This is a genomic window from Kribbella sp. NPDC051137, from assembly GCF_040682535.1.
Taxonomy (GTDB): Bacteria; Actinomycetota; Actinomycetes; order Propionibacteriales; family Kribbellaceae; genus Kribbella; species Kribbella karoonensis.
The window spans coordinates 61,144-80,900 of record NZ_JBFBBI010000009.1; the positions used below are offsets into that span (position 1 = coordinate 61,144).

Annotated in this window: 20 protein-coding genes and 1 riboswitch; of the genes, 9 read left to right on the top strand and 11 right to left on the bottom strand. The window is 69.9% G+C overall.

Annotated elements, in window-relative coordinates:
* The first annotated feature begins 48 nt into the window (after window positions 1–48).
* Entirely contained in the window at window positions 49–531 is a 483-nt protein-coding gene (locus tag AB0M51_RS40210) for a MarR family transcriptional regulator (protein ID WP_363753943.1), read from the top strand.
* Here AB0M51_RS40210 and AB0M51_RS40215 read toward each other — a convergent pair.
* Window positions 522–1,487 carry a WYL domain-containing protein gene (locus tag AB0M51_RS40215; protein ID WP_363753946.1) on the bottom strand — a complete coding sequence of 322 codons (966 nt, stop codon included), beginning with the start codon at window positions 1,485–1,487 and terminating at the stop codon, window positions 522–524. The two genes, AB0M51_RS40210 and AB0M51_RS40215, sit on opposite strands and share 10 nt — an antisense overlap.
* A 61-nt stretch (window positions 1,488–1,548) precedes the next feature.
* On the opposite strand from AB0M51_RS40215, the gene AB0M51_RS40220 reads away from it, so the two are divergent.
* Window positions 1,549–2,502 carry a hypothetical protein gene (locus AB0M51_RS40220; RefSeq protein WP_363753949.1) on the top strand — a complete coding sequence of 318 codons (954 nt, stop codon included), beginning with the start codon at window positions 1,549–1,551 and terminating at the stop codon, window positions 2,500–2,502.
* A gap of 453 nt (window positions 2,503–2,955) precedes the next feature.
* On the opposite strand, the gene ribH is transcribed toward AB0M51_RS40220, so the two are convergent.
* The 8 genes from ribH to AB0M51_RS40260 form a co-directional block, all read right to left on the bottom strand.
* Entirely contained in the window at window positions 2,956–3,429 is a 474-nt protein-coding gene (gene ribH, locus AB0M51_RS40225) for a 6,7-dimethyl-8-ribityllumazine synthase (RefSeq protein WP_344198287.1), read from the bottom strand.
* Window positions 3,429–4,667 carry a bifunctional 3,4-dihydroxy-2-butanone-4-phosphate synthase/GTP cyclohydrolase II gene (locus AB0M51_RS40230; RefSeq protein ID WP_344198289.1) on the bottom strand — a complete coding sequence of 413 codons (1,239 nt, stop codon included), beginning with the start codon at window positions 4,665–4,667 and terminating at the stop codon, window positions 3,429–3,431. The genes ribH and AB0M51_RS40230 overlap by 1 nt, the downstream gene beginning before the upstream one ends.
* Before the next feature lies 1 nt (window position 4,668).
* Window positions 4,669–5,343, bottom strand: coding sequence for a nicotinamide riboside transporter PnuC (gene pnuC / locus AB0M51_RS40235; RefSeq protein ID WP_363753954.1), 675 nt, complete (start codon window positions 5,341–5,343; stop codon window positions 4,669–4,671).
* Complete coding sequence (locus tag AB0M51_RS40240) at window positions 5,340–5,972, bottom strand: riboflavin synthase (RefSeq protein WP_363753957.1); 633 nt, start codon at window positions 5,970–5,972, stop codon at window positions 5,340–5,342. The genes pnuC and AB0M51_RS40240 overlap by 4 nt, the downstream gene beginning before the upstream one ends.
* Window positions 5,973–6,983 carry a bifunctional diaminohydroxyphosphoribosylaminopyrimidine deaminase/5-amino-6-(5-phosphoribosylamino)uracil reductase RibD gene (gene ribD / locus AB0M51_RS40245; RefSeq protein ID WP_363753960.1) on the bottom strand — a complete coding sequence of 337 codons (1,011 nt, stop codon included), beginning with the start codon at window positions 6,981–6,983 and terminating at the stop codon, window positions 5,973–5,975.
* Between the two features lie 212 nt (window positions 6,984–7,195).
* Window positions 7,196–7,328, bottom strand: a riboswitch (FMN riboswitch).
* A gap of 58 nt (window positions 7,329–7,386) precedes the next feature.
* On the bottom strand, window positions 7,387–8,595 hold the full coding sequence (locus AB0M51_RS40250; protein ID WP_363753963.1) for an MFS transporter: 1,209 nt from the start codon (window positions 8,593–8,595) through the stop codon (window positions 7,387–7,389).
* Between the two features lie 48 nt (window positions 8,596–8,643).
* Complete coding sequence (locus AB0M51_RS40255) at window positions 8,644–9,894, bottom strand: protein kinase (RefSeq protein WP_363753966.1); 1,251 nt, start codon at window positions 9,892–9,894, stop codon at window positions 8,644–8,646.
* A gap of 154 nt (window positions 9,895–10,048) precedes the next feature.
* A complete protein-coding gene (locus AB0M51_RS40260) occupies window positions 10,049–12,220 on the bottom strand; it encodes a VWA domain-containing protein (RefSeq protein ID WP_363753969.1) in 2,172 nt (723 codons plus the stop codon).
* A 146-nt stretch (window positions 12,221–12,366) separates the two neighbouring features.
* On the opposite strand from AB0M51_RS40260, the gene AB0M51_RS40265 reads away from it, so the two are divergent.
* From AB0M51_RS40265 to AB0M51_RS40290, 6 genes are all read left to right on the top strand, one after another.
* The gene (locus AB0M51_RS40265) at window positions 12,367–13,029 is read left to right on the top strand and encodes a DNA-binding protein (RefSeq protein WP_363753972.1); all 663 of its coding nucleotides are present in this window, start codon (window positions 12,367–12,369) and stop codon (window positions 13,027–13,029) included.
* A gap of 143 nt (window positions 13,030–13,172) precedes the next feature.
* Window positions 13,173–14,015, top strand: coding sequence for an ABC transporter substrate-binding protein (locus tag AB0M51_RS40270; RefSeq protein ID WP_363753975.1), 843 nt, complete (start codon window positions 13,173–13,175; stop codon window positions 14,013–14,015).
* Window positions 14,015–14,749 (top strand): amino acid ABC transporter permease, encoded by a 735-nt coding sequence (locus AB0M51_RS40275; RefSeq protein WP_344191254.1) that lies wholly within the window; start codon window positions 14,015–14,017, stop codon window positions 14,747–14,749. The genes AB0M51_RS40270 and AB0M51_RS40275 overlap by 1 nt, the downstream gene beginning before the upstream one ends.
* The gene (locus AB0M51_RS40280) at window positions 14,736–15,473 is read left to right on the top strand and encodes an amino acid ABC transporter ATP-binding protein (protein ID WP_344191256.1); all 738 of its coding nucleotides are present in this window, start codon (window positions 14,736–14,738) and stop codon (window positions 15,471–15,473) included. The genes AB0M51_RS40275 and AB0M51_RS40280 overlap by 14 nt, the downstream gene beginning before the upstream one ends.
* 52 nt (window positions 15,474–15,525) lie before the next feature.
* Complete coding sequence (locus AB0M51_RS40285) at window positions 15,526–16,188, top strand: polysaccharide deacetylase family protein (RefSeq protein ID WP_363753980.1); 663 nt, start codon at window positions 15,526–15,528, stop codon at window positions 16,186–16,188.
* 116 nt (window positions 16,189–16,304) lie between these two features.
* Complete coding sequence (locus tag AB0M51_RS40290) at window positions 16,305–17,045, top strand: polysaccharide deacetylase family protein (protein WP_344191260.1); 741 nt, start codon at window positions 16,305–16,307, stop codon at window positions 17,043–17,045.
* On the opposite strand, the gene AB0M51_RS40295 is transcribed toward AB0M51_RS40290, so the two are convergent.
* A complete protein-coding gene (locus AB0M51_RS40295; protein ID WP_344191262.1) occupies window positions 17,042–17,842 on the bottom strand; it encodes an HAD-IIA family hydrolase in 801 nt (266 codons plus the stop codon). The genes AB0M51_RS40290 and AB0M51_RS40295 overlap by 4 nt on opposite strands.
* A 35-nt stretch (window positions 17,843–17,877) precedes the next feature.
* Between AB0M51_RS40295 and AB0M51_RS40300 the strand changes: the two genes are divergently transcribed.
* Complete coding sequence (locus AB0M51_RS40300) at window positions 17,878–19,086, top strand: MFS transporter (RefSeq protein WP_363753985.1); 1,209 nt, start codon at window positions 17,878–17,880, stop codon at window positions 19,084–19,086.
* Here the strand turns inward: AB0M51_RS40300 and rpe are convergent.
* A complete protein-coding gene (gene rpe, locus AB0M51_RS40305; protein ID WP_344191266.1) occupies window positions 19,051–19,716 on the bottom strand; it encodes a ribulose-phosphate 3-epimerase in 666 nt (221 codons plus the stop codon). The two genes, AB0M51_RS40300 and rpe, sit on opposite strands and share 36 nt — an antisense overlap.
* Between the last annotated feature and the right edge of the window lie 41 nt (window positions 19,717–19,757).

Sequence of the window (19,757 nt, forward strand, 5' to 3'; positions counted from 1 at the left end):
CTACCGTGATTCTGATCTGCAACTCATATAGTACGGAAATCATAATATATGGAACAGAGAGAACAAGGTGACGTCCGGCACCGCCGGCGGACCGGGAACGAGATCAAGGCCGGGCTTCGCGACCTGCGGATCCAGCTCGCCCTGCTGAACCACCAGATCGGCGGCAAGCTGGCGCTCAAGGACGTCGACCTCGACTGCCTCGACGTCCTCGCGCGCAGCGGACCGCTCACCCCGAGCGCACTCGCCCGCCAGGCCGGCCTGCACCCGGCCACGCTGACGGGGATCCTCGACCGCCTGGAACGCGGCGGCTGGATCGCCCGCGACCGGGCTCGCGCGGACCGGCGGAGCGTGACGATCCGGGTGCTGCCGGACCGCAGTACGGAGGTAGTCCGGCTGTACCAGCCGATGATCGGCGCAATGGACGACGTACTGGCGGACTACAGCGAGGCCGAGCTCACGGTGATCGCGGACTTCCTCAAGCGCAGCACAGAGGCCGGAGAGCGCGCCAACGGAGCGCTATCTCAGGAGTAAAGGTCGTGGAGCTTCCGGCCGAGCTCTCTCAGCTCAGCCCGAAGCTCCTGCGGCTCCAGCACCTCCAGGGCGTCACCGAAGCGGCTGAGCGTGGCTGCGGCGTTCTGGACCGACTCGATCGGGACCGTCACCACAACGCTCCCGTCTGGCTCCGGTACGGCGGCCGCGACCGCCTTCACGAGTGCGGGGTACGAGACGTCGTACATCTTCGCGGCCAGCCTGGCCGACACCTTGAGGACCGCCTCTGCCGTGAAACGGATGCGGTCGAAGCCGTCCAGGTGCTCCTGCCAGTGCTGGGCCAGGTTGAAGCTGTCGGCGCGTTCGAACTGCTCGTCGGTCGGTGTGAGCTCAAGGATGTTCGAAACGCGGTACGTGCGTAATCCGCCGGCTGTCGCGGCTACGACGTACCAGCTGCCGTTCTTGAGCACTAGGCCGTACGGCTCGAGCAGGCGCTCGACCTCGCGGGGCTCTTCCCACCTGCGGTACAGGACACGGACACGGCGGTCGTGCAGTACAGCGTCGGCGACGGCCGCGAGCTGTGGTGAGTTCTCGGCGTCCTGGTACCAGGCGGGCAGGTCCAGGTGGAACCTGTGCTTCAGCCGACCAGCCCGGTCCCGCTGGTCCGGGGCGAGCGCTGCGAGCAGTTTGAGCTCGGCTGCGCTCGTTTCGGCCGTTAGCCCGAGTGCGGCGGCAGCACCGGGCATGCCGACCAGGAACAGAGCAGCTGCTTCCTGTTCGGTCAGGCCGGTCAGGCGGGTGCGGTAGCCCTCCACCAGGCGGTACCCACCTGCACGGCCCTGGTCGGCGTACACGGGAACGCCTGCAGCCGCGAGCGCCTCCACATCGCGGTAGATCGTGCGCAGCGACACCTCCAACTCGTCAGCGAGTTCCCGCGCCGTCAGCCGCCGACGCGTCTGCAGCAACAGCAGGATCGACAACAGCCGGCTCGAACGCATAGTCCGAGATTAGTCCGGATCACTGCCATGGGATGTCAGGTTTGCGCCCGACGCTGGACGCATGGACAAGGTGACCGGGGACTTCGACTTCCTGAACGGGTACTTCGACGTACACCACCGCACACTGAAACGGGCCCTCGCCGGGTGCGACGAGTGGCTCGAGTACGACGGGACCACGAGCGCGCGGACGTACTTCGACGGGCAGATCAGCATCGACGAGATGCGCTTCCCGACGAAGGGGACGTACGGGCTGTCGCTGCGGGTGTTCGATCCGGTGGGCAAGCAGTGGAGCATCTGGTGGGTCAACAGCACCACGACGGAGCTCTACCCACCGGTGCACGGCGGCTGGACCGCCGACGGGACGCGCTGCCGCCTGGTCGGCGAGGACACGCACGAAGGCCGACCGATCCTGTGCAGCTACGAATGGTCGGACATCACCTCAGAGACGGCACATTGGGAGCAGGCGTACTCCGCGGACGGCGGCGACACCTGGGAAACCAACTGGACCATGGACTTCACCCGGCGTCCCACTCCCCCGCCGCCGCTCGGCATCCCGAAGGTCACCGACGACTTCGACTTCCTCATCGGCCGCTGGTCCTTCCACAACCGGCGCCGGCGGCCAGTCCTCGGGGAGCCCTTCACCTGGTACGAACACGACGCGACGATGCAGGCCACGACGTACTTCGACGGGGCGATCAGCTTCGACGAAGGCTGGTTCCCGAGCGAGGGCTTCCGCGGGGCGACCTTTCGGCTCTACAACCCCGAGTCCCGCACCTGGTCCATCCACTGGATCAACAGCACCCGCGGCCAGCTGGAGACTCCGGTCGTCGGCTCCTTCGCCAACGGCGTCGGCCTCTTCGAAGGCCCGGACGTCTGGGAGGGGCAGCCCATCGACGTCCGCTTCCTGTGGACACCCGGCACCGACAAGGCCGCCTGGGAACAAGCCTTCTCCACCGACAACGGCAACACCTGGACCACCAACTGGTACATGGAACACACCCGCGTGAAGGGATAGCCCCCCGCGTGCTCCGCACTCCCACCCACCCCCCGGGCTGCCGCCCGGACTATTGCCGGCTGCCGCCGGCGGGTGACTACTCGGCCCGGGCCCGCGAGCGAAGCGACGGGGTGGTGACTGGGTGGCTGTGGGCCGTTTGGCCAGCGCCCGTGGGTAACAAGTATTTCCGCGCGGTGAGGCAGTTCACTACTGGGATCACGCGATCAAGCTCGGCTGCGACGCATGTGAGGGCTGACCACACTTCTCACACACCACCGCCAGCACTCGACGCGTCCACCCGTCACCACTCACCAGACCCTGCCTCACGTGACACGCCCGCTCAGCAGTCACCCGCGAGCGGCAGCTCGCAGAAGCCGGGCGCGAGCCCGGGGGTGGGTGGGAGCACGCGGGGGCTGATCACATCCCCTCGCTCGGCACACCCACTACGCGTCTCCCCCCACGCGTCGGACGGGTCTACTTCAGTCGGCGGATCGCGGCCAGTGTGGACAGGGCGGCTTGGGTTGCCTCGTAGCCCTTGTCTTCGCGGCTGTCGGGCAACCCGGCTCGGTCCAGCGCCTGGGGGTCGTTGTCGCAGGTAAGGACGCCGAAGCCGACCGGTACTCCGGTGGTCACACCGACCTGCATCAGCCCGTCGGTCGTCGCCTGGCAGACGTACTCGAAGTGGGGGGTGTCACCGCGGATCACCACGCCCAGGGCGACGACCGCGTCGTACCCGGCCTTGGCGGCGTGGAGGGACGCGACCGGCAGTTCAAAAGACCCGGGCACCCGGACGACGGTGTGCTCAGCCACCCCAGAGTCCTCCAGCGCGCGCAAGGCGCCGGCCAGGAGACCGTCGGTGACCTTCGGATGCCATTGCGCCGCGACGACCGCGACTCGGGCGCCTTCGACGCGGGGGACCTCGATGGTGGGTGCTCCACTGCCCGACATCAGCCGGCTCCGTTCTCTTCGGTCAGCAGGCCAGCGGGGAGGTGATGGCCCATGCGGTCGCGCTTGGTGCGCAGGTAGCGCAGGTTGTGTTCGGTCGGGTCGATGGAGATGCCGCGCCGCTCGACGACCTCGATGCCGTATCCCTGCACGCCCGCGAGCTTGTCGGGGTTGTTGGTCAGCAGCCGCACCGACTTCACGCCGAGATCGGCGAGGATCTGCGCGCCGGTCCCGTAGTCGCGGGCGTCGGCCGGCAGCCCGAGATCCAGGTTCGCGTCCACAGTGTCGCGCCCCGCGTCCTGCAGCTCGTACGCCTGTAGCTTGTGCAGCAGCCCGATCCCGCGCCCCTCGTGCCCGCGCAGGTACACGACAACGCCGCCCTCGGCAGCCACCTGGCGCAACGCCTCGTCGAGCTGCGGCCCGCAGTCGCACCGCAGCGACCCGAACACGTCCCCGGTCAGGCATTCCGAGTGCAACCGCACCAGCGTCGGCCCGTCGTCGAGCGAGCCGCGGACCAGCGCGAGCTGCTCCGAACCGTCCACCGTGTTCCGGTAGCCGTGGGCAACGAAATCGCCGTACTGCGTCGGCAACGTCGTGGTCGCGACCCGTTGGATCTGCGTCTCGTTCCGCCGCCGGTAGCGGATGAGGTCGTCGATCGACACCAGCAACAGCCCGTGCTCGTCCGCGAACGTACGCAGGTCCTGCCCGCGCTTCATCGTCCCGTCGTCGTTCACCAACTCCGAGATCACCGCCGCCGGAGTCAGACCGGCGAGCCGCGCCAGGTCGATCGACGCCTCGGTGTGCCCGGGACGGACCAGTACGCCGCCGTCGCGCCCGCGCAGCGGGAACACGTGCCCCGGCTGCACCAGGTCGTACGGCTCCGACGCGGAATCCGTGAGTACCCGGATCGTCCGGGCCCGATCGGCCGCCGAGATGCCGGTGCTGATCCCGTCGCGCGCGTCGACGGAGATCGTGTACGCCGTCCGCATCCGCTCGCGGTTGTGCGGCGTCATCAGCGGGATCCCGAGCCGGTCGAGCTCGGCGCCTTCCATCGGCACGCACACCACGCCGGAGCTGTACCGGATCAGGAACGCCAGCAGCTCCGGAGTCGCCTTGGACGCGGCGAAGATCAGGTCGCCCTCGTTCTCCCGGTCCTCGTCGTCGACGACGATCACCGGCCGGCCGGCCCGGATCTCCTCGATCGCGTGCTCGATCGTGTCGAGCTTCAGCACGGTTCCCATCTCAGCCCACCACCACAGCTTCGGGGGTTGCGGCCCGTTCGCGGTTCTGGATCTTCCACCACGACGCGAACCCGAGTACGCAGAACAGCCCGTACACGACGTACATCGTCGCCGACGGGTAGAACTTCGCCTGCACCAGCAGCGGTACGCCGACCACGTCGACGGCGACCCAGATCAGCCAGAACTCGACGAACCCGCGGGCCATCCCGTACGTCGCGAGGATCGACCCGGTGAGGATCCACGCGTCCCACTGCGGGCCCCAGGAGCCGAGCGCCTTCAGCACGAAGTACGCGATCGCGTAGAGCACCACGCCGATCCCGAGCAGCTCCAGCCGCTCCCGCATCGTCGCCCAGCGCGGCTGGACCGCCTGCCCGGCGCCCTGGTGCCGGGTCTGGTACCAGCGGTACCACCCGTACAGGCTGATCAACGCGAAGAACACCTGGCGGCCGGCCTGCCCCCAGAGGTCCTTGTCCTGCGGGGTGTCGAAGATGCCGCCGACGAACACCGTGAACAGCAGCACGTTGCCGACGATGCCGACCGGCCACGCGGCGACCAGCCGGCGCATCCCGAACAGCGCGCTGGCCAGGCCGAACACGTTGCCGACGATCTCCCGGACCAGCACCGGCGAGCCGGCGATCGTGACCTGGGAGGTCAACAGCCAGTTGATCGGGTTCACTTGTTGCCTCCAGCAACAGAAGAAGGGGTGACGCCCGCGGTCAGCAGGCGTTCGACGTACTTCGCGATCACGTCGACCTCGAGGTTCACCGTGTCGCCGACCTTGTTCGCGCCGAGCACCGTCAGCTCGAGCGTCGTCGGGATCAGGCTGACCCCGAACGTGCCGCTCGCGTCGTCGACGCCGGTGACCGTCAGCGACACCCCGTCGATCGCGATCGAGCCCTTCTCGGCGACGTACTTCAGGATCTCCGGCGAGGTCGCGATCCGGACGTCCTCCCAGCGATCACCGGGCGTCCGCGACGCGATCGTGCCGGTACCGTCGACGTGCCCCTGGACGATGTGCCCGCCGAGCCGTTCGTGCGCGGCGACCGCCCGCTCCAGGTTGACCGGCGAGCCCTTCCCGAGACCGCCGAGGCTGGTGCGCTGCAGCGTCTCGCGCATCACGTCCGCGGTGAACACGCCGCCGCCGTACTCGACGACCGTCAGGCAACAGCCGTTGACCGCGATCGACGCGCCGTGCGCCGCGTCCTCGGTCACCCTCGGTCCACGGATGGTGAGTCGGGCCGCGTCGCCGTCGAGCAGCTCCAGGGACTCGACCGTGCCGAGTTCTTCGATGATGCCGGTGAACATCTACTTTCCTCCCAGAGGAACCAGGGTGAGCCGGACGTCGTCGCCGAGGCGGGTGACGTCCGCTAGCTTGAACCGCCGCAGGTGGTCGATCGATTCCGCGCCGAGATCGCCGACCGCGGCGTACCCCGAGCCGAGCACGGCCGGGGCGACGTACGCCACGATCTGGTCGACCAGACCGGCGCGCAGGAACGCGGCGGCCAGTGTCGGGCCGCCTTCGAGCCAGACGTGCCGGATCTGCCGGTCGTCCAGCTGCCGGAGCACCTCGGCGGGATCGTGAGTGGGCAGCAGCAGGGTCTCCGCGCGGTCGTTGCGGACCCGCGCGGTCGGCGGGATCTCCCGGTCGCCGACCACGACCCGCAACGGCTGCCGCGCCACGGGTACGTCGTTCTCGTCCCGAACGGTGAGCTCCGGGTCGTCGGCCAGGACCGTCTGGGTGCCGACGACGATCGCGTCGCACTCCGCCCGCAGCCGGTGCACGTCGGCGCGGGCGAGCGGGCCGGTGATCCACCTGCTCGTCCGGTCCGGCGCCGCGGACCGCCCGTCGAGCGTGGTCGCGAACTTCCAGGTGACGAACGGCCGCCCGATCCGCACGCTGTGCAGCCACACGCGGTTGACCGCCTCGGCCTCGGCCCGCAGTACGCCCTCGACGACGTCGAGGTTCTTGCTGCGCAACTTGTCCGCGCCGCCGGCCGCCGTACGGTTCGGATCCGGTACGGCGTACACCACGCGCGCGACGCCCGCCTCGATCAGCGCGTCCGCGCACGGACCGGTCCGGCCGGTGTGGTTACAGGGCTCCAGCGTCACGTACGCCGTACCGCCGCGGGCCCGGTCGCCCGCCATCCGGAGTGCCACGACCTCGGCGTGCGGACCGCCGGCGACGGCATGGAAGCCCTCGCCGACCGGATGACCGTCGCTCGCGGTGATCACACAACCGACGACCGGGTTGGGATGCGTGCTGCCGGTGCCGCGCGCGGCCAACTCGACGGCACGCCGCATCCACGCGACATCCATCGGCGACACGTCGTTCACTACTGGGGCCCCTCGTCGTCACGGACGCACTACCGGGGCCTCGCTCGGCACATCTGCTCCGTCGCCGCAACCGTTTCACCGGTCCCGCCGGCCGCCCCGGACTCTCGCCCGTTGCCGCCGGACCCTCGCCGCCGCGTCCCGCGGGCCTCACAGCCCGCGCTCCGCGCCACCGGGCGCCAGAGCACACCCGCCGACCGCGTGCGCCTCCCATCCGGACTTTCACCGTCGGTCCCGGAATTCCACCAGGTCAACCGCTTCTTCTTGCGAAGTCACGGGTCGCGGACTGTCACCGCCGGCTCGGAATTACACCGACCCCGGAGCACGCGAGTGGGTTTCACTCGTGCCTCAAGTATGCCCCCTCCGCCAACCCCCGCCACGACCCAGGTCACATCGTGGCCCTCGGGCGGACCCTCCGGGTCAGCGCGAGGCCTGCCGCCGCGACCACACACGCCACCGCGACCGCGAGCACCAGCGGCCGGTACCCGAACGCCTCCGCCAGCCCGGCTCCGGCCAGCGGACCGGTCGCCTTCGCGATCGTGGTCGGCGTACCGAGCATGCCCGCGGTCGTGCCGAACCCGGTCGCGCCGTACCGGTCCAGCAGGATCGCGGGCGTCGCGATCGACGACACCCCGAACCCGAGCCCGAACAGCACCAGGCAGCCCACCGCGCCGGCGACGTGCCGGCCGACCACCGGTAGCAGGGCGATCGCGATGCCCTGGACGAACAGGATCAGCGAGGTGATCGTCGCCATCGGCAACCACCGGACGGACACGCTGGTCACGAGCCGGCCGGTCACCGACAACAGTCCGAGCAGGCCGGCCAGGCTCGCCGCCCGTGCCGGCGGGTGGCCGAGGGTGACCAGGTAGAGGACCAGGTGGACGGCGATCACCGCGAGGGCCGCGCTGTGCACGACGAACGCACCGGCGAGGAGCCAGAAACCTGGGTCCCTGAGAACTCTGGCCGGTGATTTCGCCGGTGTTGCGCTGGTCAGTGGCCTCGGGGTCTGCCGGGGTACGGCGAACAGGTGCAGCGGGATGGTGATGAGCGCGAGGATGCCTGCCAGTACGGCGAGGGCGGTGCGCCAGCCGAAGGTCTGCGCGAGGTAGCCGGTGAGTGGGATGAAGATCGAGCTCGCCAGGCCGCCGACGAGCGTGATGGTGAGAATGGAGTTGGTTCTTCTGGCGGGCGCGGCGACGGCGACCACGACGGCCATGGCGGGCGGGTAGAGCACCATCGCCGAGGCGACACCGATCGCGACGAACACGGCGTACAGCTGGAAGGTGTTCTGCACCTGGGACCAGCCGAGTACGGCGAGCGCGGCGAGGATCGAGCCGGTCGTCATCAGCCCGCGCCCGCCGCGCACATCCAGCCGCCGCCCGACCGGGATCGAGATCAGGCCGCTCACCAGTACGGCGGTGGTCGATGCGCCGACGGCCGTGGTCGTGGAAACCGCCAACTCCCGGCTCATCGGCCCGAGCAGCGCGCTGAACGCGTAACTCAGTACGCCGTAGCCGACCGTGGTCGTGATCGCCAGCGCAGCCACCAACAGCCGCAGTCGCTCCCCGACCGGCGCGGTGACTGCTGTCGAGTCCATCTCCAGCAGTCTTCCACCACCGGCGCTACCCGTCCCGCGATTTACCCCTCACCGGAACACCAACCAAGCAGCACTCCCCAACAACCCCACGGCTCCGACCAAACAACCTCCCGCCACCCACCACAATCCCCGCCTCCCACGCCCACCAGCCGCGGCAACTCCAACAGGAGCAACCCGAACGGGTGGTCGGGTGCTCGCGGGTGGTCGGGAGCCCGCGGGTGGTTTGGAGCTCGCGGGGGGTCGGGTGCTCGCGGGGGGTCGGGAGCCCGCGGGCGGCTGGGTGCTTGGGGGTGATTGGTTGCTCGCGGGTGGTTGAGCGCTCGCGGGTGGTCGGGCGCTCGCGGGTGGTCGGGCGCTCGCGGGCGGCTGCGAGCTCGCGGGCGGCTGGGAGCTCGCGGGTGGTCGGGAGCCCGCGGGGGGTTGGGGGCTTGGGGGTGGTTGGTTGGGGGCTGGTGGTTGGGGGCCTGTGGGGGTCCAGGGTGGTGGGAGGGGTGGGAGTTGGTCGAAGACCTCGGGGGCGTCGGGGGCCGTGGGCCAGGTGTGGGGAAGGCCGGTTGTAGCGGTGGCGAGGAGTTGGGCGGCGGCTGCGGCTGAGGTGGGGCGATCGGACGGGTCGGGCGCGGTGAGGTGGTGGATGAGCTCGGAGAGCGGGCCTACCGGGATCGACAGGCTGCCGTCGGACGTGGGACGTTCGCCGGTCAGGAGTTCGGCGGCTACGGCGCCGACGGCGTACAGGTCCTGGCGGGGGTCGGGGTCGGCGCCTTCCAACTGCTCTGGGGCCAGGTAGCCGGGGGTGCCGAGGATCATGCTCTGCCGGGTCATCCGCGGCTCGTCGAGGAGGCCTGCGACGCCGAAGTCCGACAAGCGCAGGTGCGGCCGGCCGGTGCCGGTGACGTCCAGCAGCAGGTTGGCAGGTTTCACATCGCGATGTACGACCCGCGCCGCATGTACGGCGGACAGCCCGCGCAGGAGTTGATCCAGCAGTACGGCGACGTACGCCGTCGGCAGCGGGCCGTGGTCGCCGAGCAGGGTCGCCACCGAGCCGCCCCGGACCAGGTCCATCGCGAACACGACCTTGTCGTCGTCCGCGGCCCACCCGTGCGGCGCGATCACGTGCGGGTGCTCGATCCGCAGCGACTGTTCCCGGACGAACCGCAGCAGCGTCGCGGCATCGTGCTGCCCGAGAACCTTCGCGGCCACGTACGTCGACCGCCGCAGGTCCCACGCGCGCCACACCGAACCCATGCCGCCGGTCCCGATCAGGTCGATCAGCCGAAACCGTCCCGCAAACGCCTCCACCGCCCAGAACCTACCGCCTCCCCCGGGCGAACCCGCACCGCGAACACCAGACGCCCGCCCTCACACGCGAGCCCCGCCGACCAAGCCAACCGGCGGATGTACGGGACGAGCCCCGGCCGGACATTCGGCCGAGGCTCGTCAACGGTCGTGCTGGTCAGCGGCGAGGCTGCCCGGGGTACTGCGGCCCGTCCGGCTGCTGCCCACCCGGGTACTGCGGCCCGTTGGGCTGCTCCCCACCCGGATGCTGCGGCCCGTTGGTTTGTTGCCCACCCGGATACTGCGGTCGGTCCGGCTGCTGCCCGCCCGGATGCTGCGGCCCGTTGGGCTGCTGCGGCCCGTTGGGGTGCTGCCCACCCGGGTACTGCCCGGCCTGGTGCGCGGCCGGGGTGCGGCGGAGGCGCACTACCAGCAGCAGGCCGACCAGCAGGAGTACTACGCCGCCACCCGAGAGGCCCGCGACCAGGGCGATCGGCGTACCGCTGTCGGTGTCGGAGCGCCCGGCGACCGGTGCACCCGCCTCGGTCTTGTCGCCGGAGCCCGAGCCGGAGGACTCGGACGGCGTAGCGGACGGGGACTCCGTCGGGCTGGAGGTCGGGGTGACGGTGCCGCCGTCGACCGGGGTGGCGCCGTCGACGTACTCGGGCTTGCCCGCGCCGGCGGTGCCCGGCAATCCGATGGTCAGCGTCATCGGGATCGCGAACGCGCGGTCCTCGTCCTTGCGGCTCAGCGAGACGGCGACGTAGTAGTCACCGGCCGTCGAGCTGCCGCCGTCCATCGAGTTCGGGCCTTCGCGGTTGAGGTAGCGGATCTCCTTCGTGGTGGTGCCCTTGACCGAGCCCCGCGGCGTGATGACCCCACGTCGGCCGGCATTGCCGGGGACCTGTTTCGCGAAGATCGCGAGAGCGTCCTCGCCGGTCGGTGCGATCAGCCCCATGTCGAGGTACCTCAGGGTGCCGAACGCCTTCGCGGTGGCCGCCCCGAGCTGCGGGATGCTCACCTGCGCCTGCAGCCGCTGACCCCAGTCGGCCTTCACCTTGTACAGCTGGACCTCGCCAGGCATCAGCGTGGTCTTGTAGCTGCCGGCCGCAAGGTACGGCGCGTCGGCGAAGCTCGACCCGGGGACGACCTCGCGAGGCGTGGAACCGGGCATCGGCGTCCACGTCGGGTCACCGGCCCTGGTGGGCAGGTTCGCCGTGGCGTCGACCGGTGGCTCCTCGTCGATCCGCAACTCGTACGGAACCCCCTTCATCTCGCGGTAGGCGTCGCCGGCCGACACGGTGAGGACCAACCGGTCGCCGGTCGTGCACTCCTTCGGGTAGTCGCCGGCCCAGCTGGACGCGGCACCGGTCGCGACACCCTGGTCACCGTCGAAGGCCAGCGGATAACTCCAGCCGCAGGCTTCACCACCGAGGGTGTTCAGCTTGACCTCGGCCTTCAGGACGAAGCTGCCGCCGGAGGGCCGCCGGAACGCGACGCCGGCGCGCAGGGTCGACTTCGCCATCGTGCGCTTGATCACGTAGTACTTCGCGGTCGCGTCGTCGCCGAAGGTGTCGGTGTAGTGGCCGGGGGCAAGCACCGGCGCACCTTCCTGCTGGGCACCGCCCTGCACCGGCGTGCCGGAGATCCGGAACGGGCGGAACGCACGCACCGACAACCGGTCCAGCCCGGCCTCCAGGTCGACGGTCGAGTCGGCGTCGTAGTAGTCGCCGCGACCTTCACGCGCCACGCACTGGAGCTGGCTACGGGCCTTCCCGCCGACCCGGAAGCCGACCACGTCGATCTTCAGGTCGATGCCCTGCTGGGCGATCGAGCGGGCGACCGCGCACGGCTCCGGCGCACAGGTCGCCTCGCCGTCGGACACCAGCACGATCGTGCGCTGACCGGTCGGGCCGAGGTCCTTCGCGGCCTGCTGGAGCGCATAGGCGATCGGGGTCTCGCCGTACGGCTTGTACTTGGCGATGGCGGACTGCAACTGCGGCCTGTTGCCGGTCCCGATCGGGACGGTCAGCTGGGTGTCGGTGCAGGCGCCTGCCTGGGTGCGTTTGAAGACGGTCGCGCCGTACACCCGGAGGCCGACCTGGGCGCTCGCGGGGAGCTTGGTCACCACGCTGGACAGGGCGGTCCGGGCAGCCACGATCTTCGTGTGCCCGTCGCCGGCCGGCTCTGCCATCGAGCCGGACGAGTCGAGCACGAGGACGAGCTTGCCGCCGCCCGGATCCGGGTCCGCGAGCGCCTCCGGTGCCGTCAGGCCGCCGAGAATCGCGGTCAGCGTGACGGCGAGAAGCGCCCACACCGCCAGCCGGCGGTGTCCGTGGTGAGTCGTCATCGTTTCCTCCGGTGAGATTCGCTGCCGCAAACCTTGGCAGTTTGCGATCGCAAATGTCAAGCGGCGTTGCACTGGAAATTGTCGTTCGCAAGTGCGAAGATCTTTGCAGGTGCCAACGGACGGCGCCGAGCGGAGGAGCACGAGGGATGGAACAGAGCACGCAGAACCTGAAGCAACAGGTCGAGCTGTACGGCGAGCCGCTGGGCGAGGTGGTGCGCAGAGTCACCCAGGCACTCGGCCTGACGCAGGGCGGGCTCGCGCAGGTGATCGGGCTGTCCGCGCCGATGCTCTCCCAACTGGTCAGCGCGCAGCGGGTGAAGATCGGCAATCCGGCCGTGGTGTCCCGGCTGCGCGCCGTCTCCGAGCTCGCGGACGTCGCGGTCGCCGACGCGCTGCTGCCGGAGCGGGTGGCGATCGAGCTGGCGTCGATCCGGTCGACGACCGGCGCCTACACCAGCGCGACCACGAACAACCACCTGCGCCGCCCGGGCGGCGCAGCGGGCGAGGCCTCGAGTCCGGCGGCGGGCGCGCCGACGCCGTTCGCCGCCCCCGCCGGCCTCTCCGCCGAGCGACCGGTCGAGGCCTGGCACGCGACTTATCCCGACCCCCTGGGACGCGCCGAGCTGCCCGCTCGCGCGGTCGTGCGGGAGCTCCAGGACCTGTTCCGCTCGGTCGCCTCGGCCGACGAGATCCAGCGGGCCGCCGCGGCCGCGGCGGAGGAGTCGCCGGCCGTCGCCGAGCTACTGCTTGCCTACGGCACCGGTCGGACCGCCGACGCCCTCGCGCACTATGAGCAGCATCACGGCTGATCGTCTGATATAGCACAGGCCGACTCGACTTCGGCCGCCGTCTCACGCCTCGTCGCGCTGGAATACGAACCGGGAACCCTGGTGTTGGGTTGCCACGGCGGGGCCGATCGCCCTGCGTTCGTTGACGGTGTGAGGAGACAGTTGTGCGTGCGTTTCGGCGGGTTGTCGCAGTAGTCGGGGCTATCACCTTGACGGCGGCGATGGTTGCCTGCGGCAGCGACAAGAAGGATTCCGCGGCCGGCCCGGACCTCGGGCTGATGCAGCCCGGGACGCTGCGGATCGGGACGCTGACCGACGCGCCGCCGAACGTGTACGTGAAGGACGGCAAGTTCACCGGTTTCGACAACGACCTGATCACCGCGGTCGCGGCGAAGCTGAACCTGAAGCCCGAGTTCGTCGGCACCGACTTCTCGGCGCTGCTGTCGCAGGTGAACGGCGGCCAGTTCGATCTCGGCAGCTCCTCGATCACGGTCACCGAGGCCCGCAAGAAGACAGTTGCTTTCAGCAACGGCTACGACTTCGGCTACCTCGGGCTGAACACAACCAAGGACTCCGGCATCACGAAGTTCGACCAGCTGCCAGGCAAGCGCGTCGTGGTGGTGCAGGGCACCGTTCAGGACGACTACGCCACCGGCAAGGGCCTGAACCCGGTCCGCGTGCCGAACTACAACGCCGCCCTCGGCCAGCTCAAGGCCGGTACGGCGGACGCGTGGGTCTCGCCCGCCGAGATCGGCGAGAAGATGGCCAAGGAGCAGGGCGGCGGCACGGTGATCCTGGCCGCCAAGGAGCTGAGTGACGCGCCGATGGCGTTCGCCGTCGCGAAGAACAACGACAAGCTCCGCGAGGCCGTCAACAAGGCGCTCGACGAGGTGATCGCCGACGGCACCTGGACCAAGTTGGTCGAGCAGTACTACCCGGGCCGCGCCGTACCGGCGAACTTCAAGCCGGGCAGCGGATCGGTCAAGTTCACGGCTCCCAAAGCCTGATGGACATCTGGTCCACCCTGCGTGACACCTTCCTCGACTGGGAGTCGATGAAGGAAGTACTGCCCGAGATGCTGAAGGTCGGGCTGGTCAACACGCTGATCCTGGCGGCCGCCTCGGTCGTGCTGGGCACTGTGCTCGGCATGATCGTGGCGGTCCTCGCCCTGTCCCGGAGACCGTGGCTGCGCTGGCCGGCGAAGATCTACACCGACATCTTCCGCGGTCTGCCCGCGATTCTGACCATCCTGCTGATCGGCCAGGGCCTCTCCCCCGTCACCCGGCACTGGTGGGGCCCGAACCCGTACCCGCTCGGCATCCTCGCGCTCTCGCTGATCGCCTCGGCGTACATCGGGGAAATCTTCCGGTCCGGGATCCAGAGCGTGGAGAAGGGTCAGCTCGAGGCGGCCCGCGCGCTCGGGTTCAGCTACCCCAGCGGCATGCGGCTGGTCGTCATCCCGCAAGGAGTACGACGAGTGCTGCCGGCGCTGGTGAACCAGTTCATCGCGCTCGTGAAGGACTCCAGCCTGGTGTACTTCCTGGGCCTGCTCGCGAGTCAGCGCGAACTGTTCCGGATCGGCCAGGACGCGGCCGCGACCAACGGCAACCTCTCGCCGTTGCTGCTCGCGGGCATCTTCTACCTGGTGATGACGGTGCCGTTGACGCACCTGGTGAACCACTTCGACAAGCGTCTCCGCGAAGGGCGTCCGGTGGAGGAGGTCGAGCATGCAGCACGTTGAGGCCGCGAGCCTGGAGGTCAGCGGGATCGAGCTCGCCTTCGGCCGCAACAAGGTGCTGCGCGGTGTCGACCTCGCCGTACCGGCCGGGCGGACCGCGTGCGTGATCGGCCCGTCGGGGTCCGGGAAGTCGACGTTGTTGCGCGCGGTCAACCGGCTGCTCGAGCCGGACGCGGGCGATGTGAAGCTGGGCGGCGAGTCGGTACTGCGGAGCGACCCGGACGTGCTGCGCCGCCGGATCGGGATGGTGTTCCAGCACTTCAACCTGTTCCCGCACAAGAGCGTGCTCGACAACATCACGCTGCCGCTGCGCAAGATCAAGAAGCTCGGCACCGAGGCCGCGCAGGCCGCGGCGCGTGAGCAGCTCGAGCTGGTCGGGCTCGCCCACAAGGCGACGGCGCGCCCCGGGAACCTGTCCGGCGGTCAGCAGCAGCGGGTCGCGATCGCCCGGGCGCTGGCGATGAAGCCCGAGGTGATGCTGTTCGACGAGGCGACGTCCGCGCTCGACCCGGAGCTGGTGAAGGGCGTGCTCGCGTTGATGGCCGACCTCGCCGGCGCCGGGATGACGATGGTCGTGGTCACCCACGAGATGGGGTTCGCGCGCGAGGTCGCGGACCAGGTCGCGTTCATGGATCAGGGCGTCGTGGTCGAGTCCGGCGTACCGGATCAGATCTTCGGCGCGGCCGAGTCGCCGAGACTTCGTCAGTTCCTGTCGCAAGTGCTCTGAGTGAGCCGGTCGCGGCGCACGATGGAGGTCGGAGCCACATCTGGGGGTAGCCATGCCTGTTCGCCGGTTGCTGGTCGCTGTGCTCGCCATCGGAGTGGTCGCGGTCGGGCTGATGCCCCGGGCCACCGCGTCCGCCACCGGTCAGGCCCGGACGCCGAAGTACGTCTATCTGACGTTCGACGACGGCCCGAGCAAGTACACGCCGCAGGTCCTGAAGATTCTTCGCGCTTACGGTGCCCGGGCCACGTTCTTCGAGATCGGACAGAACGTGCGTCGCTACCCGGCATACACCCGGCTGGTCTACCGGCAGAGCAACAGTGTGCAGAACCACACCTGGTCGCATCCGGATCTGCGGCACGTCTCGTGGCCGGTCTTCAGGTCGCAGGTGCTGACCGCGGATCGGGCGATCCGCGCGCAGACCGGGTACACCCCGCACTGCCTGCGGCCGCCGTACGGCGGGATGAACAAACTGGAGGCGCGCCGCGCCTCGCTCCTCGGCAAGAAGATCCGGGTCTGGACGATCGACACCCGCGACTGGTCCCGCCCGGGAACGTCGGTGATCGTGCGCCGGGCACTGGCGAACGTGCACAGCGGTTCGGTGATCCTGATGCACGACGGCGGCGGCAACCGCAGCCAGACGGTGGCCGCGCTGCCGACGATCCTGCGGACCCTGAAGGCCCGCGGGTACTCCTTCACCACGATGTCGTGCACCTGAGGCGTCCGGTATCCGTGAATTGTTGAGCCGGAAGCGGCGTGGCCGCTGGCTTTCGCCGGCAGTTCACCGAGGGTTGGTCGGGTGAGGAAGTGACCACCCACCGCCCTGGGGGGAACATGGCTGTTCGCTTGACGCGTGCGGGGAACAGGGCCGTCGGCCTGGCGATGATGATGCTGGTGAGTGCGGTGATCGGTTCGGTCGTGGTCGCGGCCGCGAAGTCGCCGCCCAAGCCCGGCACGTCCGCTCCGGCCGTCGCGGCCCCGGCTGCCGTCGTGCCCAGTCCGACGCCGCTGCCGAAGAAGTACGTCGTGCTGACGTTCGACGACGGTCCGGACGCCGAGTACACCCCGAAGGTGCTCGACGTGCTCGCGAAGTACCACGCCAAGGCGACGTTCTTCGAGGTCGGTCAGAACGTGCGCAAGCATCCGGAGTTGACCAAGCGGATCCACGACGCCGGCCACAGCGTGCAGAACCACACCTGGGACCACAGCGACCTGCGCAAGCTGACCGCGGCCAGGTTCCAGCAGGAGGTCGCGTCGACGGACCAGGCGATCCGCGCCCAGATCGGCAGTACGCCGGGTTGCCTGCGGCCGCCGTACGGCGGGGTGAGCGCGACCGTCCGGCAACGGGCCCGTCAGCTGAACAAAGACCTCGTCGTCTGGACGGTCGACTCCCGCGACTGGACGAAGCCCGGTACGGCGGCGATCGTCCAGCGGGTGCTGAAGAACGTGCACAACGGCTCGGTGATCCTCATGCACGACGGCGGCGGCAACCGCGCCCAGACGGTGGCCGCCCTGCCCGCGATCCTGAAGGCGCTCGAGGCGCAGGGCTACGGCTTCCGCACCCTGACCTGCTAGGAGAGGGCGCTCACCAGCGGTACGACGTCCGCGATCGAGGCGACGATCCGGGTCGGGCGGTACGGGAAGCGCTCGACCTCGTGCTCGCCGGTCGACCCGGACAGCACCAGCACGCTGCGCAGGCCCGCCTCCAGCCCGCTGATGATGTCGGTGTCCATCCGGTCGCCGATCATCACCGTGGTTTCCGAGTGGCCCTCGATCCGGTTCAGCGCGCTGCGCATCATCAGCGGGTTCGGCTTGCCGACGAAGTACGGCGCGACCCCGGTCGCGCGGGTGATCAGTGCGGCCACCGAGCCGGTCGCGGGAAGCGGGCCCTCCTGGGACGGGCCGGTCGGGTCCGGGTTGGTCGCGATGAACCGCGCGCCCTCGGTGATCAGCCGGATCGCCTTCGTGATCGCCTCGAACGAGTACGTCCGGGTCTCCCCGAGCACCACGTAGTCGGGGTCGCGCTCGGTCAGCACGTACCCGATCTCGTGCAGTGCGGTCGTCAGGCCGGCCTCGCCGATCACGTACGCCGTACCGCCGGGCCGCTGGTCGTCGAGGAACTGGGCGGTGGCGAGCGCGCTGGTCCAGATCGACGTCTCCGGGATGTCGATGCCGGCCACCAGCAGTCGGGCGCGGAGGTCGCGCGGGGTGAAGATCGAGTTGTTGGTCAGGACGAGGAACTTCTTGCCGGACGCCTGCAGCGCGGCGATGAAATCGCTGGCGCCGGGGATCGACCGCTCCTCGTGCACGAGGACGCCGTCCATGTCGGTCAGCCAGGTATCCACCGGTTTGGGCTCGGTCACGCTGCTCATCGTAAATTGTCGGCGCCGCCCGCCAGACTCACGACATGGGTTATCGGGAACTGTGGCGCACCCAAGGCGTGCCGGCCTTGCTGGTGTCGTCGCTGCTCGCCCGGTTGCCGATGCTGGCCACGACGGTGCCGATCGCGTTCCTCGCCAAGGACGCGAGCGGCTCGTTCCGCTGGGCCGGCGTCGTCGCGGGCGCCTATTCCGTCGGTACGGCGATCGCCGGGCCGCTGTGGTCACGCACCGCCGACCGTCGCGGGCCGCGCCGCGTGCTGCTCGTGACCGGGCTCGGCTGGAGCGTCGCGCTGCTCGCGGTCGTCCTACTGCCCGCGGGGCAGTTCCGGTTGCTGCCCGTGATCACGGTGGTCGCCGGTGCTCTCGTGCCGCCGATCTCGCAGACGTTGCGCGCTGCCTGGCCGCGGGTCGTCGACGGACCCGCCTTACGTACGGCGTACTCCGTGGACGCGACGACGCAGGAGTTGCTGTTCATGGTCGGGCCGATGCTCGGGGCGACCGCGGTCAGCGTCGCGAGCCCCCGTCTGGGAGTGCTGCTCGCGGCCGCGATGTCGGCCGCCTTCATCTGGTGGTACGTGCTGCGACAACCCGAGCCGCTCGATCGCGGTCCGCGGACGCAGGTGCCGCTGACGACGCGGCAGTTGCTCTGGCATCGGCACCGGTTGCCGCTGATCCTCGCGTTCGCTGTGTGGATCATGTCGTTCAGCGGGATCTCGCTGGCGATCGTGGCGTTCGCCGACGACCACGGGCAGCGGTTGGTCGCCGGCGTCTTCGAGACCGTCTGGGCGTTCGGCAGTCTGGTCGGCGGTGCGGTCGCGGGTGCGCTGCCCGGCCGCGGGACGTCGCACCTGTGGCGCCGGGCAGCGCTCGTCGCGGCCGGGATGCTGCTGTGCGTGTTCGCGACCTGGTCGCCGGTGTCGCTCGGGATCGCGCTGGCGGTGTCCGGGCTGACGCTGGCGCCCGCGATCGGCGCGCTCTACGGGCGGCTCGGTGCGTTGACCCCGGACGTGGCGAAGACCGAGGTCTTCGGGTGGATGAGCGGCGCGGCGACCGGCGGCGGGGCGATCGGTGCCGCGGTGTCGGGTGCGGTCATCGACGGCCTCGGCGTGCGGTACGTGTGGCTGCTGGCCGCCGTGCTCGCGGTGCTCGCGACGGTGCTGCTGCTCCGGGTGCCGCCCGAGGTGGAGGAGTCGGCGGAGCTACCGAGCGCCGGCCTGCTCGGCGAGGCCGCGTAGTTGCTCGACCATCGCGTTCGGGTCGTCGGCCGCGTAAACGGCCGAGCCGGCCACGAACACGTCGGCGCCCGCCTCCGCGCAGCGTTCGATGGTCTCGGCCGACACCCCGCCGTCGATCTCGATCCACAGATCGAGGCCGTGCTTGTCGAGCAGTTCGCGGGTGCGGCGGATCTTCGGCACGCACACGTCGAGGAACTTCTGCCCGCCGAACCCGGGCTCGACGGTCATGATCAGGATCATGTCGAGCTCGGACAGCAGGTCCTCGTACGGCTCGATCGGCGTCGCGGGCTTCAGCGCCATCGCGGCCCGTGCGCCCTTCGCGCGGATCTCCCGCGCGGTCCGGATCGGGGCGCGGCACGCCTCGGCGTGGAACGTGACACTGGACGCGCCGGCCTCGACGTACCCGGGTGCCCAGCGGTCCGGGTCCTCGATCATCAGGTGACAGTCGAGCGGCTTGTCGGTCGCCTTCGCCAGCGACTCGACCACCGGCATCCCGAGGGTCAGGTTCGGGACGAAGTGGTTGTCCATCACGTCGACGTGCAGCCAGTCGGCGTTCGACACGGCCACCGCCTCGTCGGCGAGCCGGGCGAAGTCGGCGGACAGGATGCTCGGCGCGATCTGTATCCCCATGGCGTCAATCTATCGGCCGCCCGCCTCCGCGTCCGCAGACG

Bases quoted from the DNA above. Each gene is read 5' to 3' on its own strand.
- AB0M51_RS40210 (WP_363753943.1), top strand. From the start codon at position 49: ATGGAACAGAGAGAACAAGGTGACGTCCGGCACCGCCGGCGGACCGGG.
- AB0M51_RS40215 (WP_363753946.1), bottom strand. From the start codon at position 1,487: ATGCGTTCGAGCCGGCTGTTGTCGATCCTGCTGTTGCTGCAGACGCGT.
- AB0M51_RS40220 (WP_363753949.1), top strand. From the start codon at position 1,549: ATGGACAAGGTGACCGGGGACTTCGACTTCCTGAACGGGTACTTCGAC.
- ribH (WP_344198287.1), bottom strand. From the start codon at position 3,429: ATGTCGGGCAGTGGAGCACCCACCATCGAGGTCCCCCGCGTCGAAGGC.
- AB0M51_RS40230 (WP_344198289.1), bottom strand. From the start codon at position 4,667: ATGGGAACCGTGCTGAAGCTCGACACGATCGAGCACGCGATCGAGGAG.
- AB0M51_RS40240 (WP_363753957.1), bottom strand. From the start codon at position 5,972: ATGTTCACCGGCATCATCGAAGAACTCGGCACGGTCGAGTCCCTGGAG.
- ribD (WP_363753960.1), bottom strand. From the start codon at position 6,983: ATGGATGTCGCGTGGATGCGGCGTGCCGTCGAGTTGGCCGCGCGCGGC.
- AB0M51_RS40250 (WP_363753963.1), bottom strand. From the start codon at position 8,595: ATGGACTCGACAGCAGTCACCGCGCCGGTCGGGGAGCGACTGCGGCTG.
- AB0M51_RS40260 (WP_363753969.1), bottom strand. From the start codon at position 12,220: ATGACGACTCACCACGGACACCGCCGGCTGGCGGTGTGGGCGCTTCTC.
- AB0M51_RS40265 (WP_363753972.1), top strand. From the start codon at position 12,367: ATGGAACAGAGCACGCAGAACCTGAAGCAACAGGTCGAGCTGTACGGC.
- AB0M51_RS40275 (WP_344191254.1), top strand. From the start codon at position 14,015: ATGGACATCTGGTCCACCCTGCGTGACACCTTCCTCGACTGGGAGTCG.
- AB0M51_RS40280 (WP_344191256.1), top strand. From the start codon at position 14,736: ATGCAGCACGTTGAGGCCGCGAGCCTGGAGGTCAGCGGGATCGAGCTC.
- AB0M51_RS40285 (WP_363753980.1), top strand. From the start codon at position 15,526: ATGCCTGTTCGCCGGTTGCTGGTCGCTGTGCTCGCCATCGGAGTGGTC.
- AB0M51_RS40290 (WP_344191260.1), top strand. From the start codon at position 16,305: ATGGCTGTTCGCTTGACGCGTGCGGGGAACAGGGCCGTCGGCCTGGCG.
- AB0M51_RS40295 (WP_344191262.1), bottom strand. From the start codon at position 17,842: ATGAGCAGCGTGACCGAGCCCAAACCGGTGGATACCTGGCTGACCGAC.
- AB0M51_RS40300 (WP_363753985.1), top strand. From the start codon at position 17,878: ATGGGTTATCGGGAACTGTGGCGCACCCAAGGCGTGCCGGCCTTGCTG.
- rpe (WP_344191266.1), bottom strand. From the start codon at position 19,716: ATGGGGATACAGATCGCGCCGAGCATCCTGTCCGCCGACTTCGCCCGG.